General features: G+C 58.5%; 18 protein-coding genes, 2 tRNA genes and 1 pseudogene. 4 read left to right on the forward strand and 17 right to left on the reverse strand.

The features are described 5' to 3' along the window. The first annotated feature begins 9 nt into the window (after positions 1-9). Positions 10-393 carry a carboxymuconolactone decarboxylase family protein gene (locus PCPL58_RS23055; protein ID WP_065350525.1) on the forward strand — a complete coding sequence of 128 codons (384 nt, stop codon included), beginning with the start codon at positions 10-12 and terminating at the stop codon, positions 391-393. Here the strand turns inward: PCPL58_RS23055 and PCPL58_RS23060 are convergent. Beyond that, positions 390-1,331 carry an AEC family transporter gene (locus tag PCPL58_RS23060; protein WP_065350526.1) on the reverse strand — a complete coding sequence of 314 codons (942 nt, stop codon included), beginning with the start codon at positions 1,329-1,331 and terminating at the stop codon, positions 390-392. The two genes, PCPL58_RS23055 and PCPL58_RS23060, sit on opposite strands and share 4 nt — an antisense overlap. Before the next feature lie 107 nt (positions 1,332-1,438). After that, complete coding sequence (locus PCPL58_RS23065; RefSeq protein WP_003364116.1) at positions 1,439-3,022, reverse strand: alkaline phosphatase D family protein; 1,584 nt, start codon at positions 3,020-3,022, stop codon at positions 1,439-1,441. Between the two features lie 157 nt (positions 3,023-3,179). On the opposite strand from PCPL58_RS23065, the pseudogene PCPL58_RS23070 reads away from it, so the two are divergent. The 3 genes and pseudogenes from PCPL58_RS23070 to PCPL58_RS23080 all read left to right on the forward strand — a co-directional run bounded on the left by PCPL58_RS23070 (position 3,180) and on the right by PCPL58_RS23080 (position 7,638). Continuing rightward, positions 3,180-4,195 (forward strand): annotated as a pseudogene (locus PCPL58_RS23070) (class I SAM-dependent rRNA methyltransferase). 123 nt (positions 4,196-4,318) lie between these two features. Further along, positions 4,319-7,303: a DUF748 domain-containing protein gene (locus tag PCPL58_RS23075; protein WP_065350527.1), complete on the forward strand. Its 2,985-nt coding sequence runs from the start codon at positions 4,319-4,321 to the stop codon at positions 7,301-7,303. Continuing rightward, positions 7,300-7,638 (forward strand): DUF2845 domain-containing protein, encoded by a 339-nt coding sequence (locus PCPL58_RS23080; RefSeq protein ID WP_003364124.1) that lies wholly within the window; start codon positions 7,300-7,302, stop codon positions 7,636-7,638. The genes PCPL58_RS23075 and PCPL58_RS23080 overlap by 4 nt, the downstream gene beginning before the upstream one ends. 150 nt (positions 7,639-7,788) lie before the next feature. Here the strand turns inward: PCPL58_RS23080 and PCPL58_RS23085 are convergent, their stop codons facing one another. From PCPL58_RS23085 to ftsH, 15 genes are all read right to left on the reverse strand, one after another. Beyond that, positions 7,789-8,142 carry a BON domain-containing protein gene (locus PCPL58_RS23085; RefSeq protein ID WP_002555119.1) on the reverse strand — a complete coding sequence of 118 codons (354 nt, stop codon included), beginning with the start codon at positions 8,140-8,142 and terminating at the stop codon, positions 7,789-7,791. A gap of 288 nt (positions 8,143-8,430) precedes the next feature. After that, positions 8,431-10,536, reverse strand: coding sequence for a polyribonucleotide nucleotidyltransferase (pnp, locus tag PCPL58_RS23090; protein ID WP_065350528.1), 2,106 nt, complete (start codon positions 10,534-10,536; stop codon positions 8,431-8,433). Between the two features lie 174 nt (positions 10,537-10,710). Next, positions 10,711-10,980 carry a 30S ribosomal protein S15 gene (rpsO, locus tag PCPL58_RS23095; RefSeq protein ID WP_002555121.1) on the reverse strand — a complete coding sequence of 90 codons (270 nt, stop codon included), beginning with the start codon at positions 10,978-10,980 and terminating at the stop codon, positions 10,711-10,713. A gap of 159 nt (positions 10,981-11,139) precedes the next feature. Continuing rightward, complete coding sequence (truB, locus tag PCPL58_RS23100) at positions 11,140-12,057, reverse strand: tRNA pseudouridine(55) synthase TruB (protein ID WP_065350529.1); 918 nt, start codon at positions 12,055-12,057, stop codon at positions 11,140-11,142. Between the two features lie 3 nt (positions 12,058-12,060). Further along, positions 12,061-12,477, reverse strand: a complete 417-nt coding sequence (gene rbfA / locus PCPL58_RS23105; RefSeq protein ID WP_003364128.1) for a 30S ribosome-binding factor RbfA — start codon at positions 12,475-12,477, stop codon at positions 12,061-12,063. Positions 12,478-12,636: 159 nt separating this feature from the next. Continuing rightward, complete coding sequence (gene infB, locus PCPL58_RS23110; protein ID WP_003431531.1) at positions 12,637-15,162, reverse strand: translation initiation factor IF-2; 2,526 nt, start codon at positions 15,160-15,162, stop codon at positions 12,637-12,639. Positions 15,163-15,189: 27 nt separating this feature from the next. Beyond that, on the reverse strand, positions 15,190-16,671 hold the full coding sequence (gene nusA / locus PCPL58_RS23115) for a transcription termination factor NusA (RefSeq protein WP_003364132.1): 1,482 nt from the start codon (positions 16,669-16,671) through the stop codon (positions 15,190-15,192). Positions 16,672-16,730: 59 nt separating this feature from the next. After that, positions 16,731-17,189, reverse strand: coding sequence for a ribosome maturation factor RimP (rimP, locus tag PCPL58_RS23120; protein WP_065351099.1), 459 nt, complete (start codon positions 17,187-17,189; stop codon positions 16,731-16,733). 130 nt (positions 17,190-17,319) lie between these two features. Then, positions 17,320-17,396: transfer RNA gene (locus PCPL58_RS23125), tRNA-Met, on the reverse strand. A 96-nt stretch (positions 17,397-17,492) separates the two neighbouring features. Further along, positions 17,493-17,578 (reverse strand) — tRNA-Leu (locus PCPL58_RS23130). 46 nt (positions 17,579-17,624) lie between these two features. Continuing rightward, the gene (gene secG, locus PCPL58_RS23135; RefSeq protein WP_065350530.1) at positions 17,625-18,005 is read right to left on the reverse strand and encodes a preprotein translocase subunit SecG; all 381 of its coding nucleotides are present in this window, start codon (positions 18,003-18,005) and stop codon (positions 17,625-17,627) included. A 4-nt stretch (positions 18,006-18,009) separates the two neighbouring features. Next, positions 18,010-18,765 (reverse strand): triose-phosphate isomerase, encoded by a 756-nt coding sequence (tpiA, locus tag PCPL58_RS23140; RefSeq protein WP_003364135.1) that lies wholly within the window; start codon positions 18,763-18,765, stop codon positions 18,010-18,012. 66 nt (positions 18,766-18,831) lie between these two features. Then, positions 18,832-20,175, reverse strand: coding sequence for a phosphoglucosamine mutase (glmM, locus tag PCPL58_RS23145; protein ID WP_003395197.1), 1,344 nt, complete (start codon positions 20,173-20,175; stop codon positions 18,832-18,834). Between the two features lie 16 nt (positions 20,176-20,191). Beyond that, positions 20,192-21,043: a dihydropteroate synthase gene (gene folP / locus PCPL58_RS23150; RefSeq protein WP_065350531.1), complete on the reverse strand. Its 852-nt coding sequence runs from the start codon at positions 21,041-21,043 to the stop codon at positions 20,192-20,194. A gap of 8 nt (positions 21,044-21,051) precedes the next feature. Continuing rightward, positions 21,052-22,956: an ATP-dependent zinc metalloprotease FtsH gene (gene ftsH / locus PCPL58_RS23155; RefSeq protein ID WP_065350532.1), complete on the reverse strand. Its 1,905-nt coding sequence runs from the start codon at positions 22,954-22,956 to the stop codon at positions 21,052-21,054. Between the last annotated feature and the right edge of the window lie 175 nt (positions 22,957-23,131).

Below are 23,131 nucleotides of genomic sequence, written 5' to 3' on the forward strand. Positions count from 1 at the left end.
AGCAAGGCCATGACAGACAAAACGATCAGCGATGGCGAACAGATCCGTCGCCAGGTGATGGGCGATGTCTTCGTCGACCGTGCGCTGGGGAACGCCACCGATTTCAGCCAGCCGCTGCAGGATTTCGTCAATGAGCACGCGTGGGGCAGCGTCTGGAGTCGCGAAGGTCTGCCGCTGAAAACCCGCAGCCTGATCACCCTGGCCGCCCTCACCGCCCTGAAATGCCCGCAAGAACTGAAGGGCCACGTTCGTGGCGCACTGAAAAATGGCTGCACGGTCGAGGAGATTCGTGAAGCCCTGCTGCACTGCGCGGTGTACGCCGGCGTGCCAGCGGCCATCGATGCGTTTCGTGCGGCGCAGGAAGTGATCGACAGCTACGTCAAAACCGATTAGATCCAGCCGCCCCATTGCAGGATGAAAATCCCCACGTTGGTCGTGACCGCGGCAGCCAGCGTGGTGATGACGATGATCGCAGCGGCCAGCTCGTAGTTGCCGTTGGCCGTGCGCGCCATGATGTAGCTGGCAGCCGCTGTCGGGCTGCCGAAATACAGGAACAGAATCCCCAGTTCAGCGCCGCGAAAACCGGCCAGCCAGGCGGCCAGCGTGCACAGCACTGGCAGCGTGACCATCTTCATGACTCTGGCGCTGACAGCCAGTTTTCCACTCTTGCGCAACGACGCCAGCGACAGCGTGCCACCGATGCAGATCAGTGCCAGCGGCAGGGTCATCTGGGCAAGATAGCTGCCGGAGGTTTCCAGCCATTTGGGCAAGCCGATGGCGAAGTAAGCGAAGGGCGAGGCGATGATCACACTGATGATAAGCGGGTTGGCCAGCACGCTTTTGAAGATGCTCCAAGGGTCGGACTTGATCACCGGGCTGTAAACCGCCAATACCACCGTCGATAACGTGTTGTAAAAGACGATGACCAACGCGGCGAGAATGGCGCCCAGTGAAATGCCATCAGGCCCGTACATGCTGGCCGCCAGGGCCAGACCGATGACCCCGTTATTGCCACGAAACGCGCCCTGGACGTAGATCCCGCGCTCTTCGTGCGGGCAACGCCAGATCGCCCATCCCCAGGCGAACGCGAAACTCAGGAGCGTCGCAACGCTGAAAAAAATCAGCAGTTTGGGCTGCAATGCGGTGCGCAGGTCGGCGTGAATAATGCCCAGAAACAGCAGCGCAGGCATGGTGACGTTGAACACCAGCCCGGAAGCCGCAACGATGAAACCATCATTGATCGCGCCGATACGCCTGAGAAACACGCCCAGAAACAGCATGGCAAACACCGGGGCGGTGATGTTCAGGGTTTCGAGAAAAATAGCCAGCATGCAACGCATCCGGTCCCGTCGTTAGGTAGCTCATGATAGGCCACCGACGACAAGCATGTTGCACGGAATTTCCGAAGCCCTGATCAACCCGCCACAGCGGTTGTTTATCAGACGATGCGGCTGACTTCCTTCTCAGGCTGGAGCCTGCGCTCGAAGACCGAGACCCCGTCGAGATCGCGCAGCGTCACGGTCATCTCACCGGTCTGTCCGTCGATATTCACTTCACCAAAGAACTGAAAACCCGCAAATGGCGAGGTGTTCTGCGCAGGAGGCGCCTTCTGGAACACCAGCTCGGGGCCAAAGGTCTTGTCCAGCACATTGGGACCATAGCTACCGGCATTCAAAGGCCCGGCGACGAACTCCCAAAACGGGTCGAAGTCCTGAAACACGGCCAGATCCGGCTGGTAATGATGCGCAGCGCAGTAATGCACGTCGGCCGTCAGCCAGACACAATCGCGAATCTTCTGCGCGCGCAGGTACGCCAGCAATTCGGCGACCTCCAGCTCGCGCCCCGACGCCGGCCCGTCATTGCCGTTGGCGATGGCCTCCCAACGTTGTACGCCGGGGCTGACCTCACCATCCGGAACGCCTAGGCCGATGGGCATGTCCGCCGCGATGACTTTCCACTGCGCGCGCGACGCATTGAGCTCGCGCTTGAGCCAGTCCAGTTGCTCACGGCCCAGAAACGCAGTGGTCGGACCCGGTTTGTCAGCCAGGTTGGCATCGTTGCCGGCGCGATAGCTGCGCATGTCGAGGACGAAGACGTCGAGCATCGGACCGTAAGGGATCTTGCGATAAATGCGTCCGCCGTTGTCGGCTTCCTGCAAGCGTAATGGCGCGTATTCCAGATAAGCCTGGCGGGCACGCGAGGACAGCAGGCTGATGTCCTTGACCTTGTAGCGATCATCGAGCTGTTTGCTGGGCGACCAGTTGTTGGTGACTTCGTGATCATCCCACTGCCAGATCTGCGGTACTTCGGCGTTGAAGCGACGCAGGTTTTCATCCATCAGGTTGTAGCGGTAATTGCCCCGGTATTCGTCAAGGGTCTCCGCCACCTTGCTCTTCGCCTCGGTGGTGATGTTGCGCCAGATACGCCCGTCCTCCGTGGTGAGCTGCTCCGGCACCGGGCTGTCGGCGTAGATGGTGTCACCGCTGTGGATAAAAAAGTCCGGCAAGCGCAAACGCATGGCTTCATAAATACGCATGCCGCCAATATCGGGGTTGATGCCAAAGCCCTGCCCGACCGTATCGCCGCTCCAGACGAAGCGGATGTCGCGGCGCTGCTGCGGTGTGCTGCGCAAATGGCCGAACCACGGTTCACTGACGACACCGCTCTGCGCATCCTCGAAAGACACCCGGTAGAAAATCGCCTGATCGACCGGCAGCCCGCTCAACTCGACCCGCGCGGTAAAGTCGCTACGCTGATCGGCCAGCGCCGACACCACGCGGCGTGGCTGGGTGAACATGCTGCGCGTGTCCCACTCGACGACCATGCGCGAAGGCCGGTCGCTTCGGCTCCAGACGATCGCCTTGTCGCCGAACACATCGCCGGACTGCACGCCATCCATCATCTTCGGACGATCCTGCACCGAGGCGATGACCGCCGGCGCAACACCCGGTAACAGCAGACCGGCACCTACCGTTCCAACGGCCTGGATGACACGGCGACGCTTGAGATCGAACTGGCTCACGGTTATCCCCTCGCTGACAGGCAAAAAAGCACCGTAGCAGGGGAATATTGGCGCTGTATGACAACGCAGGAGATCAAGCGCATGGCAGACTCCAAAAACCCCCGGTGTCCGGTAACTGGTAAACTCCCGCGCCTTATTCCAGCCCGAGGCGCTCAGCATGTCTTCCTTGAATCAGGCGCTCAGCGTCGCCCTCGATAATCGCCAGGCGTTGCTTGACCAATTGCATGGGCAGGGGACGGACTGCTATCGACTGTTTCACGGCAGCCAGGAGGGCGCCAGCGGGCTGACCATCGACCGCTACGGCCCGCAATTGCTGGTGCAGAGCTTTCATACCCGCCTGGATCGCGATGCCCTGCTGGCGCTGCATGAACAGGCCAACACGCGTCTGGGCCTGGACACCCTGCTGGTCTATAACGATCGCTCGCAAGGCAACTCGCACGTGGATCGCCATGACACCGTGTACAAGGCTGAAGAAGCGGCTCTGGCCGATCATGTCGGCCACGAATGGGGGCTCAATTACCGGGTCCGCGGCCGGCATGCAGGCCAGGACCCGCTGTTGTTTCTCGACCTGCGCAACGCCCGCGGCTGGGTCAAGCAGCACAGCGCCGGGAAAAGCGTGCTGAATTTGTTCGCCTACACCTGCGGCGTCGGCCTCAGTGCTGCGGCCGGTGGCGCGAGTGAAGTGTGCAATCTGGACTTCGCCGAAGGCAATCTGGGGTGGGTCGCGAGAATGGCGCGCTCAATCCGCAACTGCCGCCGATGCAATTCATCCAGTCGGATTATTTTCCGGCAATCCGCCAGTTGGCCGGGCTGCCCATTGCCGCACGCCGCAGCCAGCAATTGCCCAGCTACGTGAAACTGCAACAGCGCCAATAGGATCTGGTCCTGCTTGATCCACCCGCCTGGGCCAAGAGCGCGTTCGGCACCGTTGACCTGCTGCGCGACTATCAAAGCCTGCTCAAACCTGCGCTGTTGACCACGGCAGAAGATGGCGTGCTGATCTGCTGCAACAATCTGGCGAAAGTCAGCATGCAGGACTGGCGTGAGCAGGTACTGCGCTGTGCCACCAAGGCCGGGCGTCCGGTGCGCGACTGCCAGGAGATGCGTCCCGCTGCAGACTTCCCGTCTCAGGACAATCAACCGCCGCTGAAAACGCTGATTCTGCAACTCTGATCCGGCGCTTGATAGCTTAACGTACAACCGGAAAGTTCCTACAAGCCGCGACGGCAGTGCCTTCGGAACCGAACAGGCATGTCATACTCCAAGGGCTTCCAAAAGAGAGAGACGCCGCTGCCCATGTCCAGAGGATTGAAACGCACACTTGGCTCCCTGCTGGCTGTGATCGCGCTCTACAGTTTGCTGGGTTTTTTCATTCTTCCCGGCGTCGCTCTGCGGATCGCGAACCAGCAACTGGCCAATTACGCCACAGTGCCGGCAAAGCTCGAACGCCTGGAATTCAACCCCTTCACGCTGGAGCTGACGCTCTGGGGCCTGAACATCGGCACGCCAGGCAAGGAGCAGGTGGCGTTTGAAAAGCTTTATGCCAATCTGCAAATCAACAGCCTGTGGACGCGGGCCCTGCATCTGCAACGCGTCGAGCTGATCAAACCACGCACCGAGCTGCTGTTCGACAAACAGGGCAAGCTCAATCTGGCACAGCTGTTCAAGCTGCCCGCCAGCGAACCGACACAGGACGAACCCGCCACCAAGCCATTCCCGCTGCGTATCGACGAAATCAAACTGGCGGGAGGCTACGTTCACTTCCAGGATCTGCGCCCCAGCCAGCCCATCGAGTTTCTCTACGACGCGCTGGATTTCGAGCTCAAGAACCTCAGCACACTGCCTGAAGACAATGCCGACATGACCCTGGTCGCGGCGGGTCCGGACGGTGGGCAGATCGACTGGGTCGGCCGCATCAGCCTGATCCCGATCACCTCCGAGGGCACGCTGAAGGTCACCGACAGCAAGATGAAACTGTGGTGGCCTTACGTACGTGATGCCTTGCCGCTGGCGCTTGAGGACGGCGTGCTGAATTTCAGCACGGCCTACACACTGAACCTGTCCAAGAAGACCGAACTCAAGTTGACCAACGTCTCGGCCAGTGTCGCGCCTTTCGCGCTCAACGCTCCCGACGGTCGCCCGTTGGTACGCCTGCAACGCCTGGACGTCAGCGAAACATCGGTCGACCTCGCAAAGCAGCTGGTTACCGTAGGCAAGGTCCGCAGCCATAAGCTGGAAACCTGGGCCGCACGTGAAACCGACGGGCAACTGGACTGGCAAAAACTGTTTGCCAGCCAACCTGGCAAGCCCGCAGCAACGCACACGCCAGCGGTGGACGAAAAAGCCGCCGAGCAGGCGCCTGCCACCGAGGCCTCAGCCAAAGCCAGCGATCAACCCGTGGCGCAGAGCAAACCCTGGCAAGTCCTGTTGCGGGATGTGCAGTTGCGCAACTACATGGTCCATCTGGCAGATCGCGTACCTCAAGAGCCGGTCGCGCTGGACGTTGGCCCACTGAATCTGGACATCCAGAACTTCGACAGCCTGAACAAGGCGCCCTTCACGCTCAAGCTGGATACCGGGCTGGGCAAACAGGGCAATCTCACTGCCGCCGGTGACGTGAACCTCAACCCGGTCAGCGCACGACTCAACGTAACCACCCGCGACATCGACCTGCGCCTCGCTCAGGCCTACATCAGCCCGTTCATTCGTCTGGAGCTGCGCAGTGGCATGCTCGGCAGCGATCTGGCGGTCGACCTGAAAAGCACCGAGCCACTGGCGTTCAGCGTCACCGGTAAAGCACAGGTCAATCAGTTGCACACGCTGGATACGCTCAAGCAGCGCGACTTCCTGAAGTGGCAGCAATTGGCGCTCGAGGGGCTGGACTACCAGCACGGCAAGGGCCTGTCGATTGCCAAAGTGAACATGGATCAGCCCTACGCGCGCTTCATGATCAATGAGGACCGGACCACCAACATCGATGATCTATTGATCCCGCAGCCAGCCGATGCGGCTGCCGGCAAAACCGCCAGCCAGCCAAAGGCAGCCAGAACGCAAGCGGCAGGCAAGAAGGAAAACCCGCTGGCGATCTACGTGGGTGAAGTGAATATCAACGATGGCTCGGCAAACTTTGCCGACATGACCCTGACCCCCAACTTCGCCACCGCGGTGCAGCAGCTCAACGGTCGTATAGGCACCATCGACAATCGCAAGCCTACACCGGCCCCCGTGAATATCGAGGGCAAGGTCGATCGCTATGCGCCGGTCACCATCAAGGGCAGCCTCAACCCGTTCGACCCGATGGCCAGTCTGGATATCACCACCAGCTTCAAGCGCGTCGAGCTGACCAACCTCACCCCCTACTCCGGCAAGTTCGCAGGTTTCCGGATCCGCAAGGGCCGGCTCAATCTCGACCTGCACTACCTGATTACCAAGGGCCAGCTCAAGGCCCAGAACAAGGTGCTGGTGGAGCAGCTACAGCTGGGTGAACGGGTCGACAGCCCGGATGCGCTGGACCTGCCTATTCGTCTGGCGGTCGCGCTGCTCAAGGATACCCAAGGGCGCATTTCCCTGGAGCTGCCCATCGAAGGCGACTTGAACAACCCGCAGTTCAGCGTCATGCCGATTGTCTGGCAGACCCTGCGTAACCTGGTGCTGCGTGCAGCACAGGCCCCGTTCAAGATGCTCGGCGGGCTGGTTGCCGGTGGAAGCTCCGAGGACCTCGGCAGCGTAAGTTTCGCGCCAGGCTCCAGTGACTTGTCGGCAGAGGCGCAAAATGCCCTGGACAAGCTCTCGGTGGCGCTCAAGGAACGTCCGGACCTGAAGCTGGAGATCGAAGGCACCAGCGCCGCCAGCAGTGACGGTCCCTTGATCGCTCAGCAAAGACTGGAACGCGAATACCAGTACACGTACTACAAGATCCTCCAGCGGCGCGGCGACAAGGTTCCAGCCAGGGCCGGTTTGATAGAGGTCCCGGAAGAGGAAAAGGCGCCTATGCTCGAAGGTATCTACAGGACACGCCTGAAACAGCAACCGCCCGCTGAGTGGGCCAGTCTGGGCAAGGAGCAGCGTGCTGCCCAGATGCGTGCCGCCGTACTCAAGTTCTGGAGCAGCAATGAGGTGCTGCTGCGCGAACTGGGCCAGAGCAGAGCCAGCAGCATTAAGGATTACCTGGTGGACAAGGGCAAGCTAGAAGACGCTCGCGTGTACTTCGTCGACGCGCAACTGGGTCAGGCCCAACCGGATGGTAAAGTCATCAGCCCCCTCCACCTCGACAGCGAATGAAGCCATTGGCACACACCCGAATCAAACGGCTGATCAACCTGACCCTCGCCGCCATGGCCGGGTCAGTTGTCGCATCAGCGTATGCCACCTCGACCCTGCGTTGCGGCAGCCAGCTGGTCAGCACCGGCGACCGGACGTTCGAGGTCCAGCAGAAATGCGGCGAACCGGTCAGCCAGGAAGTACTCGGCACTCGGGAAACCTTTAGTAGTAATTATCGAAGGTCAGAAGCCGTGAAGATCGAGGAATGGATCTACGGTCCTGATAACGGCATGTATCAGTACCTGCGCTTTGAAGGCGGTCGCCTGGTAGGCATCGAGAGCAAACGCCGCAACTGATCCCCCGGCTCCCCTTCCCTTAATGTGTTTCGTAGCGCCCATAGAAAAGGCCCCGACTCTTCAGTCGGGGCCTTTAATGGCTACATCCTTGTAGCCTCGCATGAACCTTCCATCAATCAATGACTGCGGGTGTTCATGAGCAGTATTCGATTACTCGGCTTTCAGGCCAGCAGCCGATACGTCTTTAACACCTTTGATTTTCTTGGTGATAGCGACGGCAGTGTTTTTCTGAGCTTCGGTAACTTTTACCATGGAGGACAGGGAAACCACGCCTTTGTTGGTCTCAACCTTGATGTCCGAACCTGGGATGCCTTTTTCAGTCAGCAGATCAGCTTTGACTTTGGTGGTGATCCAGGTGTCAGAAGTGTCTTCTTTGACTTCTTGAGTAGTGGTGTTAGCTGCCAGAACCATTGGCGCTTGAGCCGAGGTCTGTGCGAAAGCAGCGTTGGCCATGGTCAGAGTCAGGGCAGTAGCGGTAGCAGCGGCAATAGCGAACTTCTTCATACGATAACTCCTGTTTTTCTCAAAATCTGCACCAGCATGTGGTGGCAGGGTTAACAGGTATATCGCAAGCGGTGTGCCAAAAACGAGACAGTTAAAATAGCCTTTAAAATCAATTGCTTATGTTTTTCTTTGTTTTGCTGAGTCGTGCAGATTGCCCGTTCGTCCAAACCCGGGCTTGCAAGATGCATGTTTGTACCGAGCAGTTTGCATGCTCCATGTGTAAGCCTCTAATTGCGCTCATAAAAAAAGGACTCCGAAGAGTCCTTTTTCACCTGCTGCTCAGATCAATCAGACGCCCGACGCTTTCGCTGCGGCTACGTCCTTGATCGACAGCTTGATACGGCCGCGGTTATCCACGTCCAGTACCAGTACTTCGACTTCCTGACCTTCCTTGAGGATATCGGTCACTTTCTCTACGCGAGCATCGCTCAGCATCGAGATGTGAACCAGACCATCCTTGCCCGGCAGGATGTTGACGAATGCGCCGAAATCGACGATGCGCTCAACCTTACCGACGTAGATCTTGCCGATTTCCGCTTCTGCGGTGATACCCAGAACGCGCTGACGTGCTGCCTCAGCCGCTTCCTTGGACTCGCCGAAGATCTTGATCGAGCCGTCGTCTTCGATGTCGATCGAAGCCTTGGTCTCTTCGCAGATGGCACGGATGGTTGCGCCACCCTTGCCGATCACGTCACGGATCTTGTCGGTGTCGATCTTCATCGCGATCATGGTCGGAGCGTTGGCCGACAGTTCGTTACGCGACTGACCAATGATCTGGTTCATCTGACCGAGGATGTTCAGGCGAGCTTCCAGGGCCTGGCCCAGGGCGATCTCCATGATTTCTTCGGTGATGCCTTTGATCTTGATGTCCATCTGCAGCGCGGTAACACCTTTGGAGGTACCGGCTACCTTGAAGTCCATGTCGCCCAGGTGGTCTTCGTCACCCAGGATGTCGGTCAGAATGGCGAACTTCTCGCCTTCCTTGACCAGGCCCATGGCGATACCGGCAACCGGCGCCTTCATCGGCACACCAGCGTCCATCAGAGCCAGGGAAGCACCACAGACCGAAGCCATGGAGCTGGAGCCGTTGGACTCGGTGATTTCCGACACAACACGGATGGTGTACGGGAACACGTCTGCGCCTGGCAGCATGGCCTGGACACTGCGACGGGCCAGACGGCCGTGACCGATTTCACGACGACCTGCGCCGCCCATGCGACCACACTCGCCCACCGAGAACGGAGGGAAGTTGTAGTGCAGCATGAAGGGGTCTTTTTTCTCGCCTTCGAGCGTATCGAGCAGCTGTGCGTCACGTGCAGTACCCAGCGTGGCAACAACCAGCGCCTGAGTTTCGCCACGGGTGAACAGTGCCGAACCGTGTGTCTTTGGCAGAACACCGACTTCGATGTTCAGAGGACGTACGGTGCGCGTGTCACGGCCATCGATACGCGGCTTGCCGTTAACGATGTTTTCGCGAACGGTGCGGTATTCGATTTCACCGAAAGCGGCTTTGACTTCGCTGGCAGACGGGCTGCCTTCTTCCACAGCCAGTTTGGCAACGATCTGATCTTTCAGCTCGCCCAGACGCGCATAACGGTCGGCTTTGACGGTGATGGTGTAAGCCTGGGAGATCGCTTCGCCGAACTCGGAGCGGATAGCGCTCAGCAGTTCAGTCGCTTCAGGCTTAGGCTGCCAGGCCCAGGTAGGCTTGGCGGCTTCGGCAGCCAGCTCCTTGACGGCGTTGATCACGACCTGGAACTCGTCATGCGCGAACAGCACAGCGCCCAGCATCTGGTCTTCGGTCAGCTCTTTGGCTTCCGATTCAACCATCAGGACGGCTTCGGAAGTACCGGCAACGACCATGTCCAGGCTCGAAGCCTGCAGCTGCTCGTAAGTCGGGTTCAACAGGTAGCCGGTGCTTTCGTGGAAAGCAACGCGGGCAGCACCAACCGGACCGTCAAACGGGATACCGGAGATGGCCAGGGCAGCCGAAGTACCGATCATCGCAGCGATGTCCGGATCGGTTTTCTTGCTGGTGGAGACGACGGTGCAGACAACCTGCACTTCGTTCATGAAGCCTTCTGGAAACAACGGGCGGATCGGGCGGTCGATCAGGCGCGAAGTCAGGGTTTCTTTCTCGGAAGGACGGCCTTCACGCTTGAAGAAACCGCCAGGGATCTTGCCGGCAGCGTAGGTTTTTTCCTGATAGTGCACGGACAGAGGGAAGAAGCCTTTGCCAGCGTCAGCCTGTTTGGCGCCGACCACAGTCACGAGTACGCTGACGTCGTCGTCAACGGTGACCAATACTGCACCAGAGGCTTGACGGGCGATACGGCCTGTCTCGAGGGTTACGGTCGATTGACCGAACTGAAACTTTTTGATTACCGGGTTCACGGTTTCCTACCTTTCTTTGTGGCTCTTGGGGAACTGGTTTCTTGCGAATTCTTGGGCAGCGTGGGGAATCGGCCCCTTCCACAGCCCAGATAAAACTTGAGGCTGGGAGTCTGCCAGAACCACGGGCAAACCCGACGGATCGTGACAGACAACCAACCTCTAGCAACGTCGTTATTAGCGACGCAGACCCAGACGACCGATCAGGGCGCTGTAACGGCTAACGTCCTTACCTTTCAGGTAATCCAGCAGCTTGCGACGCTGGTTTACCATACGGATCAGACCACGACGCGAGTGGTGGTCCTTACCGTTGGCCTTGAAGTGGCCTTGCAGTTTGTTGATGTTGGCGGTCAGCAGTGCAACTTGCACTTCTGGCGAACCAGTGTCACCAACAGCTTGCTGGTAGTCGGTTACGATCTGAGCTTTTTCTTCAACGCTGAGTGCCATGTGGGCAATCCTTTTGTGCAAGGAAGCGCTTCCGGAGAAACGTTTCCAACAGACCGAGGACAGATCCTCGTATTAAAAAATGAGGTATGACCGTGCCTGTTGACAGCCATCCTCGTTCCACCCCACTCGCCGGCAAGCCGACGCCTGGACTGGTTTCGGTCACTCTGACCGAATCAAGCGACGCGGCGCAATGCGCCCGTCTTCGGCGACTTCACCGATACCGATGAAGCGACCTTCGTGATCCTGCACGCGAACCATACCGAATTTCGGTGCGTCCGGCGCGCGTACTGGCTGACCATGCAACCAGTAAAACGAACTGTGTTCCGAAAACTTCAACAGCGGCCAGTCCAGCAGACCGCTGTCCGATGGCATCAGGAAACGGTCGACCGCTTCATTACCGCCATCGGCATGCACCTGCTCAAGCTCTTCCAGCGTCACTGTCTGAGCCAGCGTGAAAGGCCCGGCCTGGGTACGACGCAATTCTGCGACATAAGCACCACAACCGAGCTTCTCACCGATATCCTCGACCAGCGTGCGGATATAGGTGCCTTTGCTGCAATCGACGGACAGACGTGCTGTGTCGCCTTCGCATTCAAGTAATTCCAGGCGCGTAATAGTAACAGAACGGGGCTCGCGCTCCACTACTTCCCCTGCACGCGCCAGCTTGTAAAGTGGCTGGCCATCACGCTTGAGGGCCGAGTACATGGGAGGTATCTGGCTGATTTGTCCGCGAAAATGCGGCAGAGCCGCTTCGATATCGTCGCGACCAACGGTCACCGGACGCGTGAGCAAAACCTCGCCTTCAGAATCGGCAGTGGTCGTGGTCTTGCCCAGTTGCGCCAGGGTCTCGTAGGACTTGTCCGAATCGAGCAGGTACTGAGAGAACTTGGTCGCTTCACCAAAACACAACGGCAGAACACCCGTTGCCAGAGGATCAAGGCTGCCGGTATGCCCGGCTTTCTCGGCATTGAGCAGCCAGCGAACCTTTTGCAGAGCGGCGTTGGACGTGAAACCCAGTGGCTTGTCGAGCAGGATGATCCCGCTGACATTGCGGCGTATACGCTTGACCTGAGCCACTCTTTATTCCTCGGTACTTTCAGGCTTTGCATCCGTCGATGCGGGGCCTTCCTGATGCTGACCGTCTTCTGCAACGGCACGCTCGATCAGTGCCGAGAGATGCGCGCCACGCACGACGCTTTCGTCATAGTGGAAGTGCAGTTGAGGTACGCTGCGCAGCTTCATTTCGCGGGCCAACTGCATGCGCAGGAAGCCTGCGGCAGCGTTGAGCACCTTGATGGTCTGCGCAATTTCTTCCGCGCTGTCCTGGCCCATGACGGTCATGAAAATCTTCGCATGACCCACGTCACGGCTGACGTCTACGGCGGTGATGGTGACCAGACCCACACGCGGGTCCTTGATTTCGCGACGGATCAGCTGCGCCAGTTCGCGCTGCATCTGATCGCCGATACGTTGGGTACGGCTGTATTCTTTTGCCATGCTTGTTACCTGTTACTGATCCGGGACCAAACCCTGACAGTCTGAAAGCGGCAAACGCCCGGCCTGACAATTGCCAGACCGGGCGTTGCGTTTAGAGCCCATGGGGAAAGCAGGGCATTTGCATGCGAGGCTCCCACCATGACTCCTGAAGCTCGCGATTTAGAGGCTGCGAGCCACTTGGACCTTCTCGAAGACTTCGATCTTGTCACCAACCTTGACGTCGTTGTAGCTCTTGACGCCGATACCGCATTCCATGCCTGCACGTACTTCGGCAGCGTCGTCCTTGAAGCGGCGCAGGGATTCCAGCTCGCCTTCAAAGATAACGATGTCTTCGCGCAGAACACGAATCGGACGGTTACGGTAGACAGTGCCTTCCAGAACCATACACCCTGCGATCGCGCCGAATTTCGGCGAACGGAACACATCGCGGACTTCGGCGATACCCAGGATATTCTCCCGGACGTCGCTGCCAAGCATGCCGGTAAGGGCTTTCTTGACGTCTTCGATGATGTCGTAGATCACGTTGTAGTAACGCATGTCCAGACCTTCCTGCTCGACGATCTTGCGCGCGCCAGCATCGGCACGCACGTTGAAGCCAAACAGTACAGCGTTGGAGGCCAGTGCCAGGTTGGCGTCGCTCTCGGTGATACCACCGACACCGCCACCCACTACGCGCACTTGCACTTCGTCGTTACCCAGGCCGCCAAGGGCGCCCTGCAATGCTTCCAGAGAACCGCGGACGTCGGACTTGAGGACGATGTTAAGCGTCTTCTTCTCTTCCTGACCCATGTTCTCGAAGATGTTCTCCAGCTTGCCGGCATGAGCGCGAGCCAGTTTGACCTCGCGGAACTTGCCCTGGCGGAACAGTGCGACTTCACGGGCTTTCTTCTCGTCAGCCAGCACCGACATTTCGTCGCCAGCATCCGGAGTACCGTCAAGACCCAGGATTTCGACCGGAATCGAAGGACCTGCTTCTTTGACCGGCTTGCCGTTCTCGTCGAGCATGGCGCGGATGCGGCCGAAGTTCGAGCCGACCAGCACCATGTCGCCCTGACGCAGCGTACCGTCCTGAACCAGAACAGTAGCGACCGGACCACGGCCCTTGTCCAGACGGGACTCGACAACAACACCACGACCCGGGGCCGACGGGGTTGCCTTGAGTTCCAGGACTTCGGCCTGCAGCAGAACAGCTTCCAGCAATTCGTCGACGCCAGTACCCATCTTCGCGGAGACCGAAACGAAAGGCGTATCACCGCCCCACTCTTCGGACGTCACGCCATGGACCGACAGCTCGCTGCGGATACGATCGAGGTCAGCACCAGGCTTGTCGATCTTGTTCACCGCAACAACCAGCGGAACGCCAGCCGCAACAGCATGCTGAACAGCTTCGATGGTCTGAGGCATCACGCCGTCGTCAGCTGCAACCACCAGAATCACGATATCCGTTGCCTTGGCACCACGGGCACGCATGGCGGTAAACGCGGCGTGACCAGGGGTGTCGAGGAACGTGACCATGCCGCGTTCGGTTTCAACGTGGTAGGCACCGATGTGCTGGGTGATGCCGCCGGCTTCGCCAGCTGCAACCTTGGCACGACGAATGTAGTCGAGCAGCGAGGTCTTACCGTGGTCGACGTGGCCCATTACGGTCACAACCGGTGCACGGGAGAACGACTCACCTTCGAACTTCAGCGATTCGGCCAGGGAATCTTCCAGGGCGTTGTCGCTGACCAGCGTGACCTTGTGGCCCAGCTCTTCGGCGATCAACTGGGCAGTTTCCTGATCCAGTACCTGGTTGATGGTCACCGGGGTGCCCATCTTGAACATGAACTTGATGACTTCCGCAGCCTTGACCGACATCTGTGCCGACAATTCGCCGACAGTGATGGTCTCGCCAATGGCAACGTCACGGATGACCGGGCCGGTAGGGCTCTGGAAACCGTGAGCATTGCGCTTCTTCAGCTTGGACTTGCCACGGCCACCGCGACGGAAGCTGTCGCTTTCTTCGTCGGTAGTGCGAGGAGCAACGCGAGGGGCCGGAGCCTTCTCCTTGACCGAAGCGCGATGCGGAGCGTTTTTACGCTCGCCGTCGCCGCCACGGGCGTTGCGGTCGTCAGCACGAGGCTTGTCAGGGCGACGTTGTTCGTCACGCTTGCGAGCATCGGCAGAAGGCGCTGCGCTTGCCGGTGCCGGAGCAGCGGCTGGCGATGCTTCACGCACAGGCTCGGCGGCAACAACAGGCTCGGCAGCAGCCGAAGCGGGCTGGCTTGCAGCAGGCTGATTGCGCGCATCTTCTTCAGCGCGACGCTTGGCTTCTTCTTCAGCCTTTTGACGAGCGGCATTTTCTACCGCACGGCGTTCGTCCATCTCGCGCTTGCGCTCGGCTTCGATCTCTTCCGGGCTACGCTGCACAAAGACTTTCTTCTTGCGCACTTCAACGCTGATGCTCTTGCTGCCAGCAACGCGCAGGGTGCTGGTGGTCTTGCGCTGCAAGGTAATCTTGCGAGGCTCTTCCACCTTGGCCTTGTGACCGCTTTTCAGATGCGTCAACAAGGCTTGTTTTTCGTTATCGGTCACAACTTGCTCGGCGGCGGTGTGCGGCAGACCTGCCTCACGCATCTGCTGTAACAGGCGCTCTACCGGTGTGTCGACCACTTTGGCCAGTTCTTTCACCGTGACTTGCGTCATGCACTTCTCTCCTCAGGCCGCGCCCAATTACTCGAACCAGTGGGCTCGGGCGGCCATGATCAACTTGCCGGCACGATCATCGTCAATGCCGTCGATGTCGAGCAGGTCATCTATAGACTGCTCGGCCAGGTCTTCGCGGGTAATTACGCCGCGCACCGCCAGTTCCATCGCCAAATCCTTGTCCATACCCTCAAGCGAGAGCAGGTCTTCGGCCGGATGGGCGTCTGCCAGCTTTTCCTCTGTAGCGATGGCTTTAGTCAACAAACAATCCTTGGCACGAGCGCGAAGCTCGTTGACGATTTCTTCGTCAAAGCCGTCGATGTTGAGCATTTCTTCCAACGGTACGTAGGCAATCTCTTCCAGGCTGGTGAAGCCTTCATCAACCAGCACCTGTGCCAATTCTTCCTCGACTTGGAGTTCTTCGATGAAATTGCGCAGGATGTCACCGGTTTCAGCTTGCTGCTTGGCCTGGATGTCCGATTCGGTCATTACGTTCAGGGTCCAGCCAGTCAGCTGGCTCGCCAGACGCACGTTCTGACCGCCACGACCAATAGCCTGGGCCAGGTTGTCCGCTCCCACTGCGATGTCCATTGCATGCGCGTCTTCATCTACGATGATTGCCGCTACTTCTGCAGGAGACATTGCATTGATCACGAACTGCGCCGGGTTATCGTCCCAAAGAACGATATCCACACGCTCGCCACCCAGCTCGCCGGAAACAGCCTGAACTCGCGAACCGCGCATGCCGATACAGGCACCTTGCGGATCGATTCGTTTATCCTTGGAGCGAACAGCGATTTTCGCACGAGAACCCGGGTCACGGGAGGCAGCCATCACCTCGATGAGACCTTCGGCAATTTCCGGCACTTCAATGCGGAAAAGCTCGATCAGCATCTCTGGCGCAGTACGCGACAGAATCAGCTGAGGACCACGGTTTTCAGTACGAATTTCCTTCAGCAAAGCACGGACGCGAACACCGACCCGGAAAGTTTCCCGGGAAATGATGTCTTCACGAGCCAGCAAGGCTTCGGCATTGTTACCCAGGTCAACGATGACATTGTCACGTGTAACCTTTTTAACAGTACCAGAAATGATTTCACCCAGACGCTCACGGTAGGCATCGACCACCTGAGCACGCTCGGCTTCGCGAACTTTCTGCACAATGACTTGCTTGGCGGTCTGCGCAGCGATACGACCGAATTCGATGGATTCGATTTTTTCTTCGATCAGGTCGCCGGCAACAGCACCCGGCTTTTTCGCCTGGGCCTGATCCACAGCAAATTCGTGCGCAGGATCGTCCAGATCTTCGTCTTCGACAACTGTCCAGCGACGGAAAGTCTCGTAGTTGCCTGTCTGGCGATTGATCTCTACGCGCAGTTCTACTTCATCTTCAAAACGTTTCTTGGTAGCGGTGGCAAGAGCCAGCTCCAGCGCTTCAAAAATTACACTTGCCGGAACGCCCTTTTCATTGGACACCGACTCAACAACCAGCAGTACTTCTTTGCTCATCGTACGCCTCGCCTTTCGCAAGCCATTGGATCCGCGGGATCCGCAGTAACCGGCACGTCTCAGTCAAACGTGGGAATAATGTTGGCCTTGTCGATCATGTCGATCGGCAACAGGAACTCATGGTCTTCAACCTGCACCACGACATCCTGCTCCTCCACCCCGCGGAGAAGGCCTTGAAAGTTGCGTCGACCTTCGAAAGGTGAACGCAGCTTTATTTTCACTTGTTCCCCGGCGTACGAAGCAAACTGCTCAATAGTGAACAGCGGGCGCTCCATGCCAGGAGAAGATACTTCAAGGGTGTACTCGGTGCTGATTGGATCTTCTACGTCCAACACACCGCTGATCTGGCGACTGACGATTGCGCAGTCGTCGACCAGAACGCCCCCTTCCTTGTCGATATAAATGCGCAGCACCGAATACTTGCCCTGGGAACTGAAATCAATACCCCAGCACTGATAGCCAAGGGCCACGACCACTGGGGCCAACAAGTCCTGCAACTGTTCTAGCTTGCTCGACACCTGAACCCCCTCGTGCATGCTTTAGAAATAAAAAAATGGGCAAAAGCCCATCCCTGAAAACGCCGCTGAACATCGACGTCATGTACTGTCCAGCTAACAAAAAGCCCCTTAAAAGGGGCTCCGCTAAAACTGGTTGCGGGGGCTGGATTTGAACCAACGACCTTCGGGTTATGAGCCCGACGAGCTACCAAACTGCTCCACCCCGCGACAAAGCTGGGGCGGAAGTATACGACCGATCCATTGCTGGGTCAATCCAACATCCACCTACAAGAAAGCCCGCTAGTGCGGGCTCTCCTGCTTAATTGGTACCGAGAAGGGGACTCGAACCCCTACACCCTATGGGCACAACCACCTCAAGGTTGCGTGTCTACCAATTCCACCACCTCGGCATTACAACTCTTTTTGGCGACCTCACGAACATCGCCGAATTCTGTCTTACTTCTTCTCTGGGGCTTGAGGTACGTCAGCTAGAACAGCGGCTGGCTTTTGCCCTTCGAGAACCGGTACATCATCTGCTGCCGGTTTTTGCTTCACTTCCAGTACTGCCGGGTCTGGCAAACCTACTTGAGTCAGCTGTTGAGCTTTCTCTTTAGCAAAGTAACCTAACCCCAAGCTGGTTATGAAAAAACATGCGGCAAGTATAGCAGTAAACTTACTGAGAAAGGTAGAGGTTCCTTGACCTCCGAAGACAGTATTTGATGCACCTGCTCCGAACGACGCGCCTGCGTCAGCACCTTTACCCTGCTGCAGCAATACCAGAGCGACAACGCCCAGAGCGCCCAACAGGTGAAAAACGATTACGACTGTTTCCAGCATTTTTTCAGTTTCCCGCGGCGCGACAGATCGCACCGAACTCATCTGCATTCAGGGAAGCTCCACCAATGAGCCCCCCATCGATATCCGGCATGCTGAAGAGCTCGACCGCATTGGCCGCCTTCACGCTGCCGCCATAGAGAAGTCGCACGCCTTGTGCGACTTCGGCATTCTCTTTTGCCAGTTGCGCACGGATGGCTGCGTGCACTTCCTGCGCTTCCTGAGGCGAAGCAGTCAATCCGGTGCCAATGGCCCAGACCGGCTCGTAGGCAATGACAGCATTGACCAGTGCATTGACACCAAACTCGGCGATGACACTGTCCAGCTGACGACCTACCACTTCGAGCGTTTGCCCCGCCTTGCGCTCTTCAAGCGTTTCACCTACACAGAGCACAGGTGTCAGACCTTTTGCCTGGATCGCCGCAAACTTCTTGTTCAAGACATCATCCTGTTCGCCAATCAACTGACGACGCTCGGAGTGCCCGACAAGTACCAGCTTGCAACCTGCATCAGCCAGCTGACTCGATGCAACCTCACCTGTCAGCGCGCCTTGCTCAGCCTGAATGGCTGCATCCTGCGCACCAACGATGATCGACGTTGCCTTGAGCCCCTCGATCACCTGATGGGTAAACAGACTGGCAGGCATCACGGCGATATCGACGCTGCCTGGCAACGACTGCTTGCACAAACCCTCGATCAGCTCAGCGACGCTGGCGCGGGTACCGTGCATTTTCCAGTTACCAGCTACCATTGGGCGACGCATGCTACACCTCGTGGGTCAAAGTGGGCGAAGATGTTACCCAACAGTTCCGACACTGGCAAGCCGAAATCAGGCGCAAACTTCAGTAACCAGTTTTGCGAGTTCTTCGGCGTACGCCCTGACCTGCGTTTCGTCCTCACCTTCGACCATCACGCGCACCAGCGGCTCGGTACCCGATTTGCGCAGCAGCACCCTGCCACGCCCGGCCATCTGCTCGGTGACGCGGGCGCAGGCTTCCTGGACCGACGGATGCGAAACCGGGTCTACACCCGACCCGGCGAAGCGCACGTTGATCAGGATCTGCGGGCATTTGCGCAATTTCAGACGCGCTTCGGCCAGACTTACACCACTGCGGCGCAGAGCCAATATCACCTGCAATGAGGCGATAATCGCATCACCGGTGGTGGCGTGCTGGAAACAGACGATATGACCGGAGTTTTCACCGCCGATCTGCCAGTTGCGCTCGAGCAACTCGGCGATCACATAACGGTCACCGACATTGGCCCGAACAAAGGGAATACCTTGCTCAGCCAGGGCCAGTTCAAGCCCCAGGTTGCTCATCAATGTGCCCACTACGCCGCCCTGCAAGCGTCCCCGCTCGTGCAGGTCGCGGGCGATGATGTAAAGCAATTCATCACCATCGACGATGGTCCCGGTGTGATCGACCATCAACACGCGGTCGCCATCACCGTCGAAACCGATGCCCATGTCCGCATGCTCGGCAAGCACGGCCGCCTGCAGGGCTTCCATATGCGTGGAGCCACAGTCCTTGTTGATGTTGAGCCCGTCAGGCTGCGCGGAAAGCACTACCACCTGCGCGCCCAGTTCACGAAATACGTTGGGTGCCACCTTGTAGGTCGCACCGTGGGCGCAGTCGATGACGACCTTGAGGCCGGCGAAATCGGTGCTGGTAGGCACGCTGCTTTTGCAGAATTCGATGTAACGCCCGGCCGCATCGTTGATCCGCGAGACCTTGCCGAGGTTCTCGGACTCGGCCACGGTCATCGGCGCGTCGAGCAACTCTTCGATCATCATTTCGATCTCGTCAGGCAGCTTGGTGCCCTGACCGGAGAAGAACTTGATGCCGTTGTCGTAGTGCGGGTTATGCGAGGCGCTGATGACGATGCCAGCCTCGGCATGGAAGGTACGTGTCAGGTAGGCGATGGCCGGTGTCGGCATCGGCCCCAGCAAGAGAACGTCAGCACCCGCAGCGGAGAGACCAGCCTCGAGAGCGGACTCGAACATGTAGCCGGAGATGCGCGTGTCCTTGCCGACGAGAATCCGGCAGGCGCCCATCTTGCGGAAAGCCATGCCCGCCGCCCAGCCCAGTTTCAGCATGAACTCGGGCGTGATCGGAAATTGCCCTACGCGACCGCGAATGCCGTCGGTTCCGAAATATTTTCTGGTAGTCATGGATGCCCCACTGTTGTTATTCAGCTGCTTCGACAGCTGCGATCATGCGCACCACGTCAGCCGTTTCGGCGACATCATGCACACGTATAATTCTTGCCCCCTTGGCCATCGCCAGAACCGCCAGGGCGAGCCCGCCGGACAGACGCTGGTCGACGGGACGCCCCAGCACAGCACCGATCATGCTCTTGCGCGAAACACCCACCAGCAAAGGGCGGCCGAGCGCATGCAGCGCTTCCATATGCTTGAACAGGCTCAGATTGTGCTCCAGTGTCTTGGCAAAGCCAAAGCCCGGATCAAGAATGATCTGCTGCTGACCAATTCCCGCCGCAACACACTGTTTCATCCGCTCAGCCAGGAAGGCACAAACCTCGCCCACCAGATCTTCGTAGTACGGGTCATTCTGCATGGTTCCGGGCTCGCCGAGCATGTGCATGAGACAGACCGGCAAACCGGTGCTTGCGGCCGCCTCAAGCGCGCCAGGGCGCTGCAGCGAGCGAACGTCGTTGATAAGCCCGGCACCCAGCCCAGCCGTCGCCAGCATGACCTCAGGCGTGGAGGTGTCCACAGAGATGATCACATCCAGCTCGCGCGCGATGACCTCGACCACCGGAGCCACACGCTCGACCTCTTCCGACGCAGAGACAGCGCGCGCACCCGGCCGGGTTGACTCGCCACCGACATCGATAAGCGTGGCGCCGGCCTGCACCATTGCCTCGGCATGACGCAACGCAGCATCGCGCTGGCTATAGCGGCCACCATCGGAAAATGAGTCTGGGGTTGCATTGAGGATACCCATTACATGCGTATGGGCCAAATCAAGAACCCGGTTGCCGCAAGGCAACCGGGTTGGATACAGCGCAGATGTCATGTCAGACCTTAGTGCTCGGCAGCAGGGCCGCCAATCGGAGTTTCCGGACGAGGGTCAGGCGTGATCGGAGTACCGTTGGTCCCCGAACCACCACCCCAGTCACGCGGCTCACGCGGAGTACGACCGGTCATGATGTCGTCGATCTGGTCGGCATCAATCGTTTCGTACTTCATCAACGCGTCGGCCATCGCTTCCAGTTTGTCGCGATTATCCGTCAACAGCTGCTTGGCGGTGCCGTAACAGTGGTCGATGATGCTGCGCACTTCGGAGTCGATGAGCTTGGCGGTATCGCCGGAAACACTGGAGTTCTGGATGCTGCCGCGCCCCAGGTAACCTGCATCTTCGTCTTCCGAGTACATCAGCGGGCCGAGTTTTTCAGACAGCCCCCACTTGGTGACCATGTTCCGGGCAATCTGGCTGGCACGCATGATGTCATTGGAGGCACCGGTTGTGACGCCATCGAAGCCAAGGGTCATTTCTTCCGCGATACGACCACCGTACAGCGAGCAGATCTGGCTGATCAACGCACGCTTGGACAGGCTGTAACGGTCTTCTTCCGGCAGGAACATCGTCACACCCAGCGCACGACCACGCGGGATGATGGAGACCTTGTAGACCGGATCATGCTCTGGCACCAGGCGCCCAACGATAGCGTGACCCGCCTCGTGGTAAGCCGTGTTGCGCTTTTCCTTATCGGACATGACCATCGATTTGCGCTCGGCGCCCATCATGATCTTGTCCTTGGCCAGTTCGAACTCTTTCATTTCTACAACGCGCTTGCCGGAGCGAGCAGCGAACAGCGACGCTTCGTTGACCAGGTTGGCCAGATCCGCACCGGAGAAGCCCGGCGTACCGCGAGCGATAACGCCTGCGTTGACGTCTTCGCCCATCGGAACCTTGCGCATGTGAACCTTGAGGATCTGCTCGCGGCCACGAATGTCCGGCAGACCTACAACTACCTGGCGGTCGAAACGACCTGGACGCAGCAGCGCAGGGTCCAGTACGTCAGGACGGTTGGTTGCGGCAATGACGATGATGCCGTCATTCATTTCAAAACCGTCCATCTCGACCAGCAACTGGTTGAGCGTTTGCTCGCGCTCGTCGTGACCACCGCCCATGCCGGCACCACGATGGCGACCGACTGCGTCGATTTCGTCGATGAAGATGATGCATGGCGCGTGTTTCTTGGCTTGCTCGAACATGTCGCGAACGCGGCTCGCACCGACACCCACAAACATCTCGACAAAGTCGGAACCGGAAATCGTAAAGAACGGAACCTTCGCTTCGCCGGCAATGGCCTTGGCGATCAGCGTTTTACCGGTACCCGGAGGGCCGACCATCAGCACACCGCGCGGGATTCGACCGCCCAGGCGTTGGAACTTGCCCGGATCACGGAGGAATTCGACCAGCTCGCCGACTTCTTCCTTGGCCTCGTCGCAACCGGCAACGTCAGCCAGGGTGGTCTTGACCTGATCTTCGGACAGCAGACGCGCCTTGCTCTTGCCGAAGCTCATCGGGCCGCCCTTGCCGCCCGCACCGCCCTGCATCTGGCGCATGAAGAACATGAACACCGCGATGATCACCAGTATCGGGAAGCTGGCCACCAGCAACTGGGTCCAGATGCTCTGCTGCTCAGGCTGCTTGCCTTCGATCACGACGTTGTTGCTGACCAGATCACCGATCAGGCCATTGTCCGGGATGTTCGGGCGGATGGTCTTGAAGGTGTCGCCATCGCTGCGCTTGCCCGTAATGACGTAGCCGTCGACAGAAACCTTCTCGACCTTGCCATCCTTGACCTGCTGGATGAACTCGGAATAGTTGAGGTTCTGCGGCTCGTTAGGGCTGGAGAAGTTGTTCATCACCGTCACCAGGACAGCCGCGATGATCAACCACAGGATCAAATTCTTTGCCATATCGTTCAATTAGCTACCCTCTGAAGCAAGCTCCACGCAGCAAGCGTGCCTCGCATGATATTCACCGGCCTAACTTACTACAGAACCTACAGATACGGCAGACACCGTCTGTAACCCTTTGTGAAACTTTGACAACATAATGTTCAGTCATGCTGCATCGGCAACGCCATTTGAA

The sequence above is a fragment of the Pseudomonas cerasi genome (assembly GCF_900074915.1).
Taxonomy (GTDB): domain Bacteria; phylum Pseudomonadota; class Gammaproteobacteria; order Pseudomonadales; family Pseudomonadaceae; genus Aquipseudomonas; species Aquipseudomonas cerasi.